The 14,826-nt window shown below is 56.8% G+C and carries 14 protein-coding genes and 2 pseudogenes; 5 read left to right on the top strand and 11 right to left on the bottom strand.

What is annotated here, in order from left to right:
- Positions 1-19: 19 nt before the first annotated feature.
- Positions 20-649 (bottom strand): alpha/beta fold hydrolase, encoded by a 630-nt coding sequence (locus WG219_04365; protein WXL26721.1) that lies wholly within the window; start codon positions 647-649, stop codon positions 20-22.
- A 278-nt stretch (positions 650-927) separates the two neighbouring features.
- Between WG219_04365 and WG219_04360 the strand changes: the two genes are divergently transcribed.
- The 3 genes from WG219_04360 to WG219_04350 all read left to right on the top strand — a co-directional run bounded on the left by WG219_04360 (position 928) and on the right by WG219_04350 (position 3,841).
- Positions 928-1,377, top strand: coding sequence for a DUF1043 family protein (locus WG219_04360; GenBank protein ID WXL26720.1), 450 nt, complete (start codon positions 928-930; stop codon positions 1,375-1,377).
- Between the two features lie 230 nt (positions 1,378-1,607).
- Complete coding sequence (gene yddG / locus WG219_04355) at positions 1,608-2,519, top strand: aromatic amino acid DMT transporter YddG (protein WXL26719.1); 912 nt, start codon at positions 1,608-1,610, stop codon at positions 2,517-2,519.
- 68 nt (positions 2,520-2,587) lie between these two features.
- Positions 2,588-3,841, top strand: coding sequence for a DUF2254 domain-containing protein (locus WG219_04350; protein WXL26718.1), 1,254 nt, complete (start codon positions 2,588-2,590; stop codon positions 3,839-3,841).
- Between the two features lie 30 nt (positions 3,842-3,871).
- Here WG219_04350 and WG219_04345 read toward each other — a convergent pair whose 3' ends face one another.
- The 4 genes from WG219_04345 to WG219_04330 form a co-directional block, all read right to left on the bottom strand.
- Positions 3,872-4,417 carry a GNAT family N-acetyltransferase gene (locus tag WG219_04345; GenBank protein WXL26717.1) on the bottom strand — a complete coding sequence of 182 codons (546 nt, stop codon included), beginning with the start codon at positions 4,415-4,417 and terminating at the stop codon, positions 3,872-3,874.
- Between the two features lie 110 nt (positions 4,418-4,527).
- Positions 4,528-6,423, bottom strand: coding sequence for a sulfate adenylyltransferase subunit CysN (cysN, locus tag WG219_04340; protein WXL26716.1), 1,896 nt, complete (start codon positions 6,421-6,423; stop codon positions 4,528-4,530).
- 1 nt (position 6,424) lies between these two features.
- Entirely contained in the window at positions 6,425-7,342 is a 918-nt protein-coding gene (gene cysD / locus WG219_04335) for a sulfate adenylyltransferase subunit CysD (protein WXL26715.1), read from the bottom strand.
- Positions 7,343-7,544: 202 nt separating this feature from the next.
- Positions 7,545-8,303 (bottom strand): Nif3-like dinuclear metal center hexameric protein, encoded by a 759-nt coding sequence (locus WG219_04330; protein ID WXL26714.1) that lies wholly within the window; start codon positions 8,301-8,303, stop codon positions 7,545-7,547.
- Positions 8,304-8,411: 108 nt separating this feature from the next.
- On the opposite strand from WG219_04330, the gene algW reads away from it, so the two are divergent.
- Positions 8,412-9,560: a Do family serine endopeptidase AlgW gene (algW, locus tag WG219_04325; GenBank protein WXL26713.1), complete on the top strand. Its 1,149-nt coding sequence runs from the start codon at positions 8,412-8,414 to the stop codon at positions 9,558-9,560.
- A 66-nt stretch (positions 9,561-9,626) separates the two neighbouring features.
- Here the strand turns inward: algW and WG219_04320 are convergent.
- A pseudogene (locus tag WG219_04320) lies at positions 9,627-9,827 on the bottom strand (alkene reductase).
- Here WG219_04320 and WG219_04315 point away from each other — a divergent pair.
- A pseudogene (locus WG219_04315) lies at positions 9,801-9,998 on the top strand (acyl-CoA dehydrogenase family protein). The pseudogenes WG219_04320 and WG219_04315 sit on opposite strands and share 27 nt — an antisense overlap.
- Positions 9,999-10,059: 61 nt before the next feature.
- On the opposite strand, the gene hisC reads toward WG219_04315, so the two are convergent.
- The 5 genes from hisC to WG219_04290 form a co-directional block, all read right to left on the bottom strand.
- The gene (hisC, locus tag WG219_04310) at positions 10,060-11,112 is read right to left on the bottom strand and encodes a histidinol-phosphate transaminase (GenBank protein WXL26712.1); all 1,053 of its coding nucleotides are present in this window, start codon (positions 11,110-11,112) and stop codon (positions 10,060-10,062) included.
- Positions 11,113-11,175: 63 nt separating this feature from the next.
- A complete protein-coding gene (gene hisD / locus WG219_04305; protein ID WXL26711.1) occupies positions 11,176-12,486 on the bottom strand; it encodes a histidinol dehydrogenase in 1,311 nt (436 codons plus the stop codon).
- Positions 12,487-12,608: 122 nt separating this feature from the next.
- Entirely contained in the window at positions 12,609-13,244 is a 636-nt protein-coding gene (gene hisG, locus WG219_04300; GenBank protein WXL26710.1) for an ATP phosphoribosyltransferase, read from the bottom strand.
- Positions 13,245-13,248: 4 nt separating this feature from the next.
- The gene (murA, locus tag WG219_04295; GenBank protein ID WXL26709.1) at positions 13,249-14,514 is read right to left on the bottom strand and encodes a UDP-N-acetylglucosamine 1-carboxyvinyltransferase; all 1,266 of its coding nucleotides are present in this window, start codon (positions 14,512-14,514) and stop codon (positions 13,249-13,251) included.
- A gap of 12 nt (positions 14,515-14,526) precedes the next feature.
- On the bottom strand, positions 14,527-14,766 hold the full coding sequence (locus tag WG219_04290) for a BolA family protein (protein ID WXL26708.1): 240 nt from the start codon (positions 14,764-14,766) through the stop codon (positions 14,527-14,529).
- Positions 14,767-14,826 lie beyond the last annotated feature (60 nt).

Raw genomic sequence — 14,826 nt, 5'->3', positions numbered from 1 at the left:
GGTGAGGCAGCGGCGCTGTTTATAGACGCGGCAGCAGCAGATCTTTCAGATCAGTCAACTTGCCATGAAAAAAGTGTCCGCATTCTGCCACTTTCAGCAGCTCATGGGCACGCCCCAAACCTGCTGACCAGTCATAGACCGCTTGTGGCTCGATCACCTCATCCACCTCGGGCTGAATGATGGTGAGCGGGCATTGCGATGCTGGAGGTGTTTGCGCAGTGAGGCGATGGACTGCCGGTGCGACCATAAACAGGTTGTTCAGCTGCACACCTTGGGCCTCTAAACGTGCGCCCAGTGCGGCTGCCACAAAGCCACCGAAGGAGAAACCGAGCAGGGTCAATGGCAGGTTCGGGTATTGCTCCAGCACCCACTTGGCCACGGCTTCAGCATCATCCACCTCACCGGTACCCATGTCGTGGCTGCCTTCGCTGGCGCCCACGCCGCGGTAATTGAAGCGCAATGTAACCAAGCCACAATCGCGGGCGGTACGTTGCAGGGTGGAAACGACCTTGTTGAGCATGGTGCCACCCTGTACCGGGTTAGGGTGGCAGATCAGCGCAACGCCACGGGCGTCGGCTGTGTCCAGCAGCAAAGCTTCAAGCTGGCCGCAGGGGCCTTCGAGGGTGATGGGGGTTTCACGAATCAGCAACGGGGAACTCCGTGACCCGCTTCGGGGTCGGCACGTCTAGGTTCTTTACGGAAAGCCTGCAAGCGATAATCAGGCAAAGCAGAAACGATAAGTAGGCACAGTTTACGAACGGTAAGCGTCCAATGCGAATCGGTTTTCACTGCGGCTGAAAAGCATGATCACTTTTCGTACAGAACCGAACATTTGGCCTGACCGTACACACGTGCTAATGCTTTGCAGTGTACAGTGCAGACACAAGCCGCTAACGTTAAGCAAAGCCGTTTAAAGAGGAAGGACTCGTGGAACAGACCCTCACCGCCTGGTTACTACCCGCTGTTACTTTGGTTGCAGGTATCGCCATTGGCTTGCTCATTGCCCGTTTAGTGCCGAGTGCTGCCCCTGGCCGCACACAGCGTCAAATGGATGAGATGCAGGAGCGTTTTGACGCTTACCAAAGCGAAGTGGTCAGCCACTTCAACACCACTGCCAGCCTGGTCAAAAAACTCACCCAGAGCTATCAGGACGTTCAGGAGCATTTGTCTGACGGTGCTAACCGCCTGGCGCTGGATGAAATTACCCGTCAGCGTCTGCTGGCTGCCCTGCACAGTGAAGAAGGCAGCGAGAAGCGCGAACGCCTGACACCACCGAAGAATTACGAAGCACCGAAGGACTACGCCCCTAAAACGGCTGATGTCCCCGGCATGCTGGATGAAACCTACGGCCTGAAAAAGCCACAAGCGCCTCTCTAAGGCTTACCGTTCATCCGGTTAGAAGCCCTGCCAGTGCAGGGCTTTTTTATTATTGCCCAGCAGGAAGCAGGTCACACCTCACAGACACTGGATGTCCCAGGTTACTCCCGCCCAGCACCACCCTTCCCCTCTTCACATAACGCAGTCGTGTCTGCGTTCTAAGGTTTTTTTGTGATTGCGCTCATCACGTTCTGTCGCATACCGCCTGCAGACCAACTCAGGCCTCCGAAATGAGTACGAATCTGACTCGCCTCGGTCTGGACAAGGCCACCCTTATCGGCATGAGTGCCATCCTGATGTGGAGCTCCTCCATCGGGGTTTACCGCAACATTGCGGAAATTTTCGGCCCAGTTGGCGGCGCAGCGCTGACATTTACAGTGAGCGGCCTCGCCGCTGTGATCTACGCTGGACGTTCCGTGCTGCGGGGCCACTCGGTGAACTACCTGCTGCTGGGTGGATTCTTTTTTGTGGCTTATGAAGTCAGCCTGTCACTCGCCTTGGGCTTTGCCGACAACCGCAGCCAATCCATCGAGCTGGGGCTAATTAACTACCTGTGGCCCTGCCTGACCATTGTTCTGGCAGTGCTACTGGGGGATCAACGCGCCAATTTTGTGATTGTGCCGGGGGTGCTGCTGAGCCTGCTGGGTATTTTTTGGGTGACATCGGGCGGCGAATCGGTAGGGCTACAGCCGTTGCTGGCGAATATTGGCAAAAACCCGGTTGCCTACGCCCTGGCGCTGGCGGCCGCCATCACCTGGCCGATCTACACGCTGGCAACGCGCCGTATGGCCAATGGACGCAATGCCGTGCCGCTGTTCCTGCTGGGCACCGCTGCCGTGCTGTGGATAAAGTTTTTCATGACCGAGCAACCACCGCTGCATTTCGACCTAGAGGGCGCGCTGTTAGTCGGTGGGTTTGGGGTGATTACCACCCTCGCCTACTCCGCCTGGAACCACGGCGTCATGCACGGCAACCTGACACTGCTGGCCAGCGCCTCGTACTTCACCCCGGTGCTGTCGGTGCTGCTATCGAGCCTGCTGTTTCAAGTCATGCCAGAGGCCAGTTTCTGGATAGGCGCGCTGCTGGTAACTGGCGGCTCGTTGATGTGCTGGTGGGCAGTTCGCGCCAGTTCAAAATCTTGAAACAGGTTCGTCCGGCAGAGTAACCCCAGGCAACTATCCTTCCTTGAAACCCCATTCAAGGAATAGCTATGTCGCGTTGGCGTTGGGCTGCGGCCAAGATCAGTAAGCAACTCTGGGCCCGTGCAACCTTCATAGGTCTGCTGGGCATCACCACCGCGATTTTGGCAGCCGTCGTGGAGCGCTTTATTCCATGGGAGCTGCCTACAACCATTGGCGCGGATGCTGTAGGCAACATCCTCAGCATCATTGCGTCCAGCATGCTGGCCGTTACCACCTTTAGCCTGAGCGTGATGATTTCTGCTTACGGCTCGGCCACCAGCAACGTCACCCCCAGAGCCACAAAACTGCTGATTGAAGACAGCGTCAGCCAAACCGTACTGTCGACGTTTATTGGCTCATTTCTGTTCAGTATTGTCGGCATTATCGTGCTTAAGACAGGCATGTACGGCGAACGTGGACGCTTCATCCTGTTTATTGTCACCATTGCAGTCATTGCCCTGATCGTCGTTTCTCTGTTGCGCTGGATCGACCATCTCACCCGCTTGGGTCGGGTAGGCGAAACCACCCAACGGGTTGAAGATGCCACCCTTAATGCATTGCGAGCTTGGCGCGAGCAGCCCTACCTGGGAGGCAGCCCTATGCGGGGCGATGAGTCTCTTGATAAGGCAGTCGACATACCTGCTGACGGCATCGGCTACGTTCAATTTATCGACATGAATGCGTTGTCGAAGATTGCTGAACGCCTGCAAGGGACGATCTACATTCACTCAGTGCCCGGTGCATTTGTGTTCCCCCAGACCCTGCTTGCGCAGTTTCTGCCAGATGAGGCTGGCGATCTCAACGTCGAAGAGCTGCAAGAGGAAATTCGCTTTACCTTTGCTCTGGCCAGAGAGCGCAGCTTCGAGCAGGACCCTCGTTTTGGCCTGGCCGTGATGAGCGAAATCGGCTCGCGGGCACTGTCTTCAGCGATTAACGATCCGGGCACTGTGATTGACGTCATCGGACGCCTGGCGCGGCTTCTGTGCGGCTGGTCACGAGGCTATGAAGACAGCGAACCACTCTACCCGCGCGTGCACGTACCGCCGCTGTGTAACGAGGATATTTTTGATGATGCATTTGCACTGATAGCCCGCGACGGAGCCGCGCTGGTCGAAGTGCAAATCCGCCTGCAAAAGACCCTCAAGGCCTTGAGCGCAATGGGTGATGAAACCTTCAGGGCAGCCGCAGTGCATCAGGCTGAACTGGCACTGGCCAGAGCAGAAGCGGCGCTGACACTGGAGGCAGATAAACAACGTGTGCGTGAAATTGCAGGGCTGAGTTGATGGTGAGGGCGTAGGACTGCTGCGAGCGCCTCACGCCCGCTCCGCCAGATAGCTGGTGAGAATGTGATCCTTCCAGACGCCGTTAAGCTTCAGGTATTTTCTCGCGTAACCTTCGCGCTCAAACCCCAATGACTTGAGCAGACGAGCACTGCGGACATTGTCAGGCTCGTAGTTGGCCATAACCCGGTGAAGCCCAAACTCACCGGTAACATATTCAAGCGCTCCCCGTAGGGCCTCTTTCATCAGCCCTCTTCCCTGATAGTCAACATCCATGCTGTAGCCCAGATAACACGCCTGAAACGGGCCTCTGATAATCTGATCAAAGCCAATCTGCCCTACGACCTTAGCGCCATCCAGCAGAACATATCTGAGCGCGCCACCTTGTACGCGTAATGCTTTATAAGCAGCGAATTGGACACGCCAGAACTCGTGACTATAAAAAGCCTCCTCCCGCTCGGGCATGCTGGGCTCAAGGTGCGTTTTGTTTCTGCGAAAGTAATCGGCAACAGACTCAGGAGATGACAGCAGCATGTCCACCAACTGGATGTTACCCGCACTCAAAAGCAAAGTTTTCATGACCACTCCCTGGCATGTAATTAAGAAGCCAAGCAAGTGGCTCCAGACAAATCATACGCCCAATAAAAAGCCCCGCTACTTGAGCGGGGCTTTTGTTCTTCTGGCAGGGATCAGATCGCGCCGCGCTCACGCAGCAGCGCCAGCACCTGCTTAACGCCCTCCTCAACCGATACCGATTGAGTGTCGATCACCAGATCAGCATCCAACGGGATATCGTATGGGAAGGACTCACCCGGAATGTTGTCACCACCCGCGGCATACAGGCCCTGCGGATCACGCTCAGCGCAAACCTGCGGGGAAGCCTGAACGTACACAGTGATCAGACGATCATTGCCGATCAGTGATTTCGCTTGTTCACGGCCTTCTGCATCCGGCGCCACGAAGGCCGCTAACGTGATGATGCCGGCTTCGTTGAACTGACGCGCCACATGGGCGGCACGACGCCAGTTCTCAGTGCGACCAGCGCGATCTTGCGGCAGACCTTTGTTCATGTCGTGGCGCAGGTTCTGACCATCCAGCACATATACAGCGCGGCCTGCATCGAACAGTTTGCGTTCAACCGCATAAGCCAAGGTGCTCTTACCTGCACCGGAAAGACCGCTGAACAACACAGTGGCCGGTTGCTGGCCAAAGCGGTTAGCACGCTCTTCGGTAGACACGTGAGCGGCCTTGCCATGCTGGCTGCCACCTTGCGCTTGTGGCGCAGCGATGATCATGCCCGCACCTACGGTGCCGTTGGTCAAACGGTCGATGACGATAAACGAGCCAGTGGTGCGGTTTTGCTCGTAGCCGTCCAACGCAATCGGCGCATCCAGTGCAACACGCACTTTGCCGATTTCGTTCAGTTGCAGGCTGCTAGCAGCGCCCTTCTCCAGGGTGTTCACGTCCACGCGGTGTTCGATCGAACCCACGGAACCCGGCACATAGCTGGTGGCGCGCTTGAAGTCGTATTTCTTGCCCGGCAGCATCGGTTCTTCCGACATCCACACCAGCATCGCTTCAAAGCTATCAGCGATCTGCGGACGGTTGTCAGCGTGAACCAGCATGTCACCACGGGAGACGTCGATTTCGTCTTCCAGGGTGATGGTGATGGCCTGGCCCGGACCGGCCTGCTCCAGTTCACCCTCATAGGTGACGATGGATTTGACCTTGCTGCCCTTGCCGGATGGCAGGGTTACAACTTCGTCGCCCTTGCGCACGATACCGCTGGCCAGGGTACCTGCGAATCCACGGAAGTTCAGGTTTGGACGGTTAACGTACTGCACCGGGAAACGCATATCGGTGAAGTTGCGGTCGCCTGAAACCTCAACGGTTTCCAGAATTTCCATCAGAGACTGGCCGTCGTACCACGGCGAACGCTCGCTCTTGTTCACCACGTTGTCGCCCTTAAGGGCAGACATCGGTACGAAGTACAGAGAAGTCGGCTTCAGCGAGATACCCTCAGCGAACTTCAGGTAATCGGCTTTGATCTGCTCGAATACACCCTGATCAAAGTCCTTGAGGTCCATCTTGTTGACGGCCACAACGATGTGTTTGATCCCCAGCAGGCTGGCAATAAAGCTGTGGCGTTTGGTCTGAGTCTGCACGCCGTAACGGGCGTCGATCAGAATAATTGCCAAGTCACAGGTGGATGCACCGGTGGCCATGTTGCGGGTGTACTGCTCATGGCCGGGGGTGTCGGCGATGATGAATTTGCGCTTGGCGGTGCTGAAATAGCGGTACGCCACGTCAATGGTGATGCCCTGCTCGCGCTCGGCTTGCAGACCATCCACCAGCAGTGCCAGGTCGATATCGTCACCGGTGGTGCCGACTTTTTTCGAGTCGCGGCTGATGGCTTCCAGATGGTCTTCATAGATCATCTTGGAGTCGTGCAGCAGGCGGCCAATCAGGGTGCTCTTGCCGTCATCGACGTTGCCACAGGTGAGGAAACGCAGCAGTTCTTTGCGCTCGTGCTGAGCCAAGTAAGCGAGGATGTCTTCGCTGATCAGATCGGATTGGTGCGACATATTAGAAATACCCCTGACGTTTTTTCTCTTCCATGGAACCAGCACCATCGTGGTCGATGACGCGGCCCTGGCGCTCGGAAGTCTTGGTCAGGAGCATTTCCTGAATGATTTCCGGCAAGGTGGCGGCGGTGGATTCCACTGCGCCTGTCAGCGGGTAGCAACCGAGGGTACGGAAGCGCACCATTTTCTTCTGAATACGGGATTTCTCTTCGTCGCTGAGGTGCTCGAGGATACGGTCGTCGTCGATCATCACCAGCGTGCCGTTGCGCTCAATCACTTCGCGCTCAGCGGCGAAGTACAGCGGCACAATCGGGATTTGCTCAAGGTAGATGTATTGCCAGATGTCCAGCTCGGTCCAGTTGGACAGCGGGAACACGCGAATAGACTCGCCCTTCTTAACCTTGCCGTTGTAGATGTTCCACAACTCAGGACGCTGGTTTTTGGGGTCCCAGCGGTGGTTGCTGTCACGGAAGGAGTACACGCGCTCTTTGGCACGGGACTTTTCTTCGTCACGGCGTGCGCCACCAAAGGCGGCATCAAAGCCGTACTTGTTCAGCGCCTGCTTCAGGCCCTCAGTCTTCATGATGTCAGTGTGTTTGGCACTGCCATGGGTGAAGGGGTTGATGTCCTGCGCGATGCCGTCCGGGTTGACGTGGGTGATCAGGTCCAAGCCCATCTCCGCCACCATCTTGTCACGGAAGGCGTACATCTCCTGAAACTTCCAGCGGGTATCGACGTGCATCACCGGGAACGGCAGCTTGCCTGGGAAAAAGGCTTTGCGCGCCAGGTGCAGCATCACGGCAGAGTCTTTGCCGATGGAGTACAGCATTACCGGGTTGTCGAATTCGGCGGCCACTTCACGAATGATGTGGATACTTTCCGCCTCCAGCTGTTTCAGGTGGGTCAATTTGTCGAGCATGGCTACTCACGGAATACGGGTATTTTTTAAGGCCGGCGGGCCGTGGACGAGGGCGCACTCTAGCACAGCGCCCTCTTCTAATCAGGAGACCACTTAGAACGAAACGATCTAGTGTTATAGCTACAATATCGGCAACCCGGCCGGCTGTGAATCCTTGCCGGTTGCCGAAACGCCGCTGATACGCCAGGCAGATCAGCGGTAATTAGATTGGGTTAGGGCAATCAATAAAAATATGCTCCACCGCAAAGCGCCGGGCCAGGTAGTCGCCTAGGGCCTGCACGCCATAGCGTTCGGTGGCGTGGTGCCCTGCGGCAATGAAGCTGATGCCATTTTCACGGGCACTGTGGAAAGTTTGCTCCGACGCCTCACCCGTGAGGTACAAGTCCACGCCTGCAGCAATCGCCTGATCAATATAGCCTTGGCCACCGCCGGTGCACCAACCGACACGACGGATCATCTCTTGCCCCTCAACCAGCAGCGGTTCGCGTCCAAGAACTTCGCCCACATGCCGGGCAAACGCCTGCGGACTCATGGCTTCTGCCAAGGAGCCAATCAATCCGACCGTACGAGGGTTTTCAGGCTCAAGTGGCCCTTCAACGGTAATACCCAAACGGGCCGCCAGCTGTACGTTGTTACCAACGTCGGCATGCACATCCAACGGCAAGTGGTAGGCCAGCAAACTGATGTCATTGGCCAACAGTGTTTTCAAGCGACGCTGTTTCATACCTGTGACACAGGGATTTTCGCCTTTCCAGAAATAGCCGTGATGCACCAGCAGCACATCCGCCTCTGCCTCAACAGCCGCCTCAATTAGCTCAAGGCTGGCGGTTACGCCACTGACGATCTTTGAGACCTGAGGCCGCCCTTCCACCTGCAAGCCATTAGGGCAGTAATCGCTGATACGCGCAGCGTTCAGGTAGCGGTTGGCCTCTTCAACCAAGGCGGAAAGAGAAATAGCCATCAAAAAATCCTTAGACAAAATTACAAAACACTTTCTTGGCAGTGTTCGCCTCTATAATGCGCACCTTAAAGGGGGTGATGCGCCCCCGCAACCTTCAGGACTGTTTACATGTTCAAGGCCCTGCGTTTCCTTAGCTGGCCCCTTCTGGTCGGGGTTCTTCTGGCTCTGCTGATCATGGCTTATTTCCCCCGCTGGGTTGGCCTGCCGGAAAAGACGGCCCACATCACCATGAGTCCTTTTTATGGCCGCATGCAGCAAGGTCCTGTCTCATACGCTGAAGCGGTAAAAGTGGCCTCACCAGCAGTGGCTAACCTGTACAGCACCAAAGTGGTGAGCAAACCGGTTCACCCGCTGTTTGAAGACCCTCAATTTCGCCGCTTCTTTGGTGACAACCTGCCACAACAGCGGCGCATGGAATCCAGCCTGGGCTCGGCAGTGATCATGACGCCGGAAGGCTATCTACTGACCAACTATCACGTGGTAGCCGGTTCCGAGCAGATCGTCGTAGCGCTTAAGGATGGTCGCGAGACGATTGCCCGTCTGATTGGCAGTGATCCAGAGACTGATCTGGCCGTGTTGAAGATCGACTTGAAGAATATTCCGGCCATCACCCTCGGGCGCTCCGACAGCATCAACATTGGTGATGTCACGTTAGCCATTGGCAACCCGTTTGGCGTGGGACAGACCGTCACCATGGGCATCATCAGTGCCACCGGCCGTAACCAGTTGGGCCTGAACACATACGAAGACTTCATTCAGACCGACGCCGCGATCAACCCCGGTAACTCCGGCGGAGCACTGGTGGATGCCTACGGCAATCTGGTGGGCATCAATACGGCGATTTTCTCCAAGTCCGGCGGCTCCCAGGGTATTGGTTTTGCCATACCGGCCAAACTGGCTCTGGATGTGATGCAAGCCATCATTGAGCACGGCAAGGTGATCCGCGGTTGGCTGGGAATTGAAGTCCAGCCCATGACCCCTGAACTGGCTGAGTCGTTCGGCCTTGATGGCCGTCCTGGCATTGTGGTGGCCGGGGTTTACCGCAGCGGACCGGCGCAGCATGCAGGATTACAGCCAGGGGATTTGATCCTCAACATTGATGGTGTAGACACCAATGACGGTCGCAGCGCCATGAACCAAGTGGCTCGCACCAAGCCCGGCCAAACCATCCAAATCACCATTCTGCGTGCCGGTAAAACCTTGCGACTGAAAGCAGAGGTCGGGATTCGCCCTGCTGTAGAAACCAAACCCAACTAAGCACCAGAGCGTTAACCACCACAAACGGGTCAGCATTTGCACCCGTTTGTGGTCATCCACAGCATGTCATGCAGACCAAGCGGGATAGTCGGTGTAGCCTTGGGCACCGGCGGTGTACAGCGTCTTACGGTTGAGCGTGGCCAACGGGCGAGCATCGCGCAGGCGCTCAACCAGATCCGGATTGGCAACGTGGCGCCCGAACGACACAGCTTGGCCATGGCCATTGTCCAGCGAGCGTTCGGCCGACTCGCCATCGAAACCATCATTGGCCCAAAGGCAGAAGTGCTTGAGGGCGGGCCTTACGAGCTGTCGCGCTTACAGTCACTGTTCCTGTTTACCCGCTCAGACACCCTCTACGGCGGCAGTAACGAAATCCAGCGCAACATCATCGCCGAGCGTGCACTGGGCATGCCGCGCGAACCTAAGCTGCAACTGTAAGCCCATACAACGGGCAAGAAAAAACCGCTGCCGCTATCCGGCAGCGGTTCTTTATACCGCATCAAAGGCCTTTCAACGCATCCAGCAATGCCTGGTTCTGCTCCGGCGTGCCGATGGTGATCCGCAGGAATTGAGCAATACGCGCCTGCTTGAAGTGGCGCACGATGACACCCTGCTCACGCAAACCCGCCTGAAGCCCTGCCGCATCCTTTTGTGGATGACGAGCGAACACAAAGTTCGCGGCTGATGGCAGCACTTCAAAACCCAGCTCTTCCAGCCCAGCCACCACAACGGCTCGGCTTTCGATGACCTTTTTGCAGGTTTCATCGAAATACGCCCGATCTTCAAAAGCAGCCGCTGCGCCGGCAATGGCCATGCGATCCAGCGGATAGGAGTTGAAGCTGTTCTTAACCCGCTCCAGCGCCTCGATCAAATCCGGATGCCCCACGGCCAGACCGACACGCAGGCCTGCCAGGGAACGGGACTTGGACAGTGTCTGGCACACCAGCAGGTTCGGGTACTTATCCACCAATCCAATAGCCGTCTCGCCACCGAAATCAATGTAGGCCTCATCTACCAGCACCACCGTGTCCGGGTTGCCCTTGAGCAGTTGCTCAATCGCATCCAGAGCCAGCGCACGGCCAGTTGGCGCATTCGGGTTAGGGAAAATAATCCCGCCATTGGGGCGCTGGTAATCCGCCACGTTGATCTGGAACTGCTCGTCCAGGGCAATGGCTTCGAAGTCGATGCCATACAGGCCGCAATAAACCGGGTAAAAGCTGTAGGTCACATCCGGGAACAGCAGCGGCTTGCCATGCTGGAACAGCGCATGAAACGCATGGGCCAGCACCTCATCCGAGCCGTTGCCGACAAACACCTGGCCGGTTTGCACGCCGTAATAATCAGCCACGGCCTGTTTCAGCCGGTCGCTGTTCGGGTCCGGGTACAGACGCAAGTTGTCGTTCAATTCAGCCTGCATGGCAGCCAGCGCTTTGGGCGACGGTCCATACGGGTTTTCATTGGTGTTGAGTTTGACCAATTTGGTCATTTTCGGTTGTTCACCCGGCACATACGGCACCAGGTCCTTAACGAAGGGGCTCCAGAATTTGCTCATCTGCCCTTCACTCCTCAGAAACTTGGGGATTAGTGGGCGACGTAAACGCCGCCCAACTGACAATTAGCCTTTAATGCGGTACTCAGCGCTGCGGGCGTGGGCAGTCAGCGACTCACCACGGGCCAGCACGCTCGCCACTTTACCCAGCTCAGATGCACCGTCTGCCGAGCACTGAATGATCGACGAACGCTTCTGGAAGTCATACACCCCCAGTGGCGAGGAATAACGGGCAGTACCGGAAGTCGGCAACACGTGGTTCGGCCCGGCACAGTAATCGCCCAACGCTTCGGCGGTGTAACGACCCATAAAGATGGCGCCCGCGTGACGGATCAGCGGCAGCAGCTCCTGCGGGTTCTCCACCGACAACTCCAAGTGCTCCGGTGCAATACGGTTAGCCACTTCCACAGCCTGAGCCATGTCGGCAACTTGGATCAGCGCGCCACGACCTTCCATAGAGGTACGGGCAATTGCCTCACGCTCCAGAGTCGGCAGCAGCTTGGTGATGCTGGCGGCAACGCGGTCAAGGAACTCGGCATCCGGGCTCACCAGAATCGCCTGGGCGTCTTCATCATGCTCAGCCTGGGAGAACAGGTCCATGGCGATCCAGTCAGGATCGGTCTTGCCATCGCAGACAACAAGAATCTCGGACGGGCCGGCAATCATGTCGATCCCCACCTTACCGAAAACGTGACGCTTGGCTGTCGCCACATAGATGTTGCCTGGGCCGACAATTTTGTCCACCGGCGGCACGCTCTCAGTGCCATAAGCCAATGCCGCAACCGCTTGGGCACCGCCCACGGTGAACACACGGTCAACACCGGCGATGCAGGCAGCAGCCAGCACGATCTCGTTGATCTCACCACGTGGGGTTGGCACTACCATCACCACTTCTTGTACACCAGCAACCTTGGCTGGGATGGCATTCATCAGCACAGAAGACGGGTAAGTTGCCTTGCCACCCGGCACGTACAGACCTGCACGGTCCAGCGGCGTCACTTTCTGCCCCAGCACAGTGCCGTCGGCCTCGGTGTAGGTCCAGGAGTCCTGTTTCTGGTGTTCGTGGTATTCACGCACGCGTTTGGCCGCGATCTCCAGGGCATCACGCTGCTCCGGGCTGATGCGGGTCAGCGCCAGCTCCAGACGCTCACGCGGCAGGATCAAATCGGCCATAGAGCTGGCGTTTAAACCATCAAATTTGTTGGTGAACTCGACAAGTGCAGCATCGCCACGCTGGCGGACAGCCTGAATAATTTCCAGAACGCGATGGTTGACCGCATCGTCCGACACACTTTCCCAGCTCAGCAGATGATCCAGATGCTGGGCAAAGTCCTGGTCTGCGGCATTGAGTCGACGGATTGCAAGTGAAGCGGTCATAGCGGGCCTCATTGTTGGCTAATACTCGGACGTCGATAGGCTATCAAGCCCACCGTATGGACGCCCGAGATATTTGGCTATGACACGGATAGGCAAACGCGGCGTTTTGCCGCGCAATGGGATCAGATAGGGTGTCGTGCCTCGACCGCTTCACGCAGCGTGTCGATAAGCGCCTGAATGCGGGCGTGCTGAATCTTCATCGACGCTTTGTTCACGATCAGCCGAGAACTGATGGTAGCAATCAGCTCCTGAGCCTCCAGACCGTTCGCACGCAGCGTGTTGCCGGTGTCGACAACGTCGATGATCTTGTCAGCAAGCCCCACCAGCGGCGCCAGCTCCATCGAACCATATAGCTTGATGATATCGACCTGACGGCCCTGTTCGGCATAGTAACGCTTGGCCACGTTGACGAACTTAGTGGCTACGCGCAGACGCCCCTTGGGCTCCGGCGCACCGACAGCACCTGCCGTCATCAGCTTGCAGCGGGCAATACGCAGGTCCAGTGGCTCGTACAAGCCCTGACCGCCGTACTCCATCAGCACATCCTTGCCCGCCACGCCGAGATCAGCAGCCCCGTGTTCAACGTAAGTCGGCACATCCGTGGCACGCACAATCAACAAACGAACATCGTCCAGTGTTGTGGGGATGATCAGTTTGCGGCTTTTTTCCGGATTCTCGGTCGGCTCAATCCCTGCAGCTGCGAGCAGCGGCAGGGTGTCATCAAGAATACGGCCTTTGGAAAGGGCAATAGTCAGCATGGTCTTAACCCGGTACCCGACGAATCTTGGCGCCCAGCAACTGCAGCTTCTCTTCGATGCACTCGTAACCACGGTCAATGTGGTAGATGCGATCGATGAGCGTGTCGCCCTCAGCAACCAAAGCAGAAATCACTAGGCTGGCAGATGCACGCAGGTCAGTCGCCATCACAGGCGCGCCTTTGAGCTTCGGCACACCGGTGACAATCGCGGTATTACCTTCGACCTGGATTTGAGCGCCCATACGCAGCATTTCATGAACGTGCATAAAGCGGTTTTCGAATACGGTTTCGATGACCGTACCGGTACCTTCAGCGACTGCGTTCAGGGCAATGAACTGAGCCTGCATATCGGTTGGGAATGCTGGGTAAGGCGCAGTGCGCAGGTTCACAGCTTTCGGGCGCTTGCCCTTCATGTCCAGCTCGATCCAGTCTTCACCGCAGGTGATTTCAGCACCGGCTTCCTGCAGTTTGGACAACACGGCCTCAAGAGAGGTCGGATCGGTGTCTTTAACTTTCACACGGCCGCCAGTGACCGCAGCAGCCACCAAGTAGGTGCCTGTTTCGATACGGTCAGGCATCACGCTGTAGGTCGCACCGGTCAGACGCTCAACACCCTCAATGGTGATAGTGTCGGTACCAGCACCGGAGATTTTCGCGCCCATGGCGATCAAGCAGTTAGCCAGATCAACCACCTCAGGCTCGCGGGCAGCGTTTTCCAGTACAGTCCGGCCTTTAGCCAGAGTGGCTGCCATCATGATGTTTTCGGTACCCGTCACACTGACGGTATCGAAGAAGAAATGTGCACCGCGCAGGCCGCCTTCAGGAGCCTTGGCCTTGATATAACCGCCTTCTACATCAATCACTGCGCCCATGGCTTCGAGGCCACGGATGTGCAGATCAACTGGACGAGAACCAATGGCACAGCCACCTGGCAGGGCGACTTCGGCCTGACCGAAACGGGCAACCATCGGGCCAAGAACCAGAATAGAGGCGCGCATGGTCTTAACCAGCTCATAAGGCGCCACCAAGGTTTTGATCGCACGGGCGTCGACTTCAACGCTGAGTTTTTCGTCAATAACCGGCTCAACCCCCATACGACCGAACAACTCGATCATGGTGGTGATGTCATGCAGGTGCGGCAGATTGCAAATAGTGACAGGCGCATCGCCCAGCAGTGTTGCAGCCAGAATCGGCAGAGCAGAGTTCTTGGCTCCGGAGATACGAATTTCGCCATCAAGGCGAACGCCGCCGGTAATAATCAGTTTATCCATGAGTCTCTCAAATTAGGAGCGCGCAGCCCAATCGGCACGGCTGAAGAATTTCATGCTCACTGCGTGAATGCTGCCATCAGCAATCCAAGCGTTCAGGTGTGAGTAGACCTGCTGCTGACGCTTTACCGGGCTCAGGGCGGCCAGATCGTCGCTAATCAGGTTCAACTGGAAGTTGCAGCCTTCGCCTTCAACTTCAACCTGAGTATTCGGCAGTTTAGCCTCAAGGAGACTCTTTACTTCAAGGGCCTGCATGCTCAACCTCGATCAGGATATATTTAAACGACAGCAGAGCCGAGGCTCGCAAAGCAGGAC

Source organism: Pseudomonas mendocina, from assembly GCA_037482215.1.
In the GTDB taxonomy this organism is placed as follows: Bacteria; Pseudomonadota; Gammaproteobacteria; order Pseudomonadales; family Pseudomonadaceae; genus Aquipseudomonas; species Aquipseudomonas mendocina_E.
The sequence above is the reverse complement of the archived record's forward strand: the minus strand, read 5'-3'. Positions and strand labels throughout refer to the sequence as shown.

Excerpts from the sequence above, each read along its gene's own strand:
- yddG (WXL26719.1), top strand. The coding sequence starts at position 1,608 with ATGAGTACGAATCTGACTCGCCTCGGTCTGGACAAGGCCACCCTTATC.
- WG219_04350 (WXL26718.1), top strand. The coding sequence starts at position 2,588 with ATGTCGCGTTGGCGTTGGGCTGCGGCCAAGATCAGTAAGCAACTCTGG.
- WG219_04345 (WXL26717.1), bottom strand. The coding sequence starts at position 4,417 with ATGAAAACTTTGCTTTTGAGTGCGGGTAACATCCAGTTGGTGGACATG.
- cysN (WXL26716.1), bottom strand. The coding sequence starts at position 6,423 with ATGTCGCACCAATCCGATCTGATCAGCGAAGACATCCTCGCTTACTTG.
- cysD (WXL26715.1), bottom strand. The coding sequence starts at position 7,342 with ATGCTCGACAAATTGACCCACCTGAAACAGCTGGAGGCGGAAAGTATC.
- WG219_04330 (WXL26714.1), bottom strand. The coding sequence starts at position 8,303 with ATGGCTATTTCTCTTTCCGCCTTGGTTGAAGAGGCCAACCGCTACCTG.
- algW (WXL26713.1), top strand. The coding sequence starts at position 8,412 with ATGTTCAAGGCCCTGCGTTTCCTTAGCTGGCCCCTTCTGGTCGGGGTT.
- hisC (WXL26712.1), bottom strand. The coding sequence starts at position 11,112 with ATGAGCAAATTCTGGAGCCCCTTCGTTAAGGACCTGGTGCCGTATGTG.
- hisD (WXL26711.1), bottom strand. The coding sequence starts at position 12,486 with ATGACCGCTTCACTTGCAATCCGTCGACTCAATGCCGCAGACCAGGAC.
- hisG (WXL26710.1), bottom strand. The coding sequence starts at position 13,244 with ATGCTGACTATTGCCCTTTCCAAAGGCCGTATTCTTGATGACACCCTG.
- murA (WXL26709.1), bottom strand. The coding sequence starts at position 14,514 with ATGGATAAACTGATTATTACCGGCGGCGTTCGCCTTGATGGCGAAATT.
- WG219_04290 (WXL26708.1), bottom strand. The coding sequence starts at position 14,766 with ATGCAGGCCCTTGAAGTAAAGAGTCTCCTTGAGGCTAAACTGCCGAAT.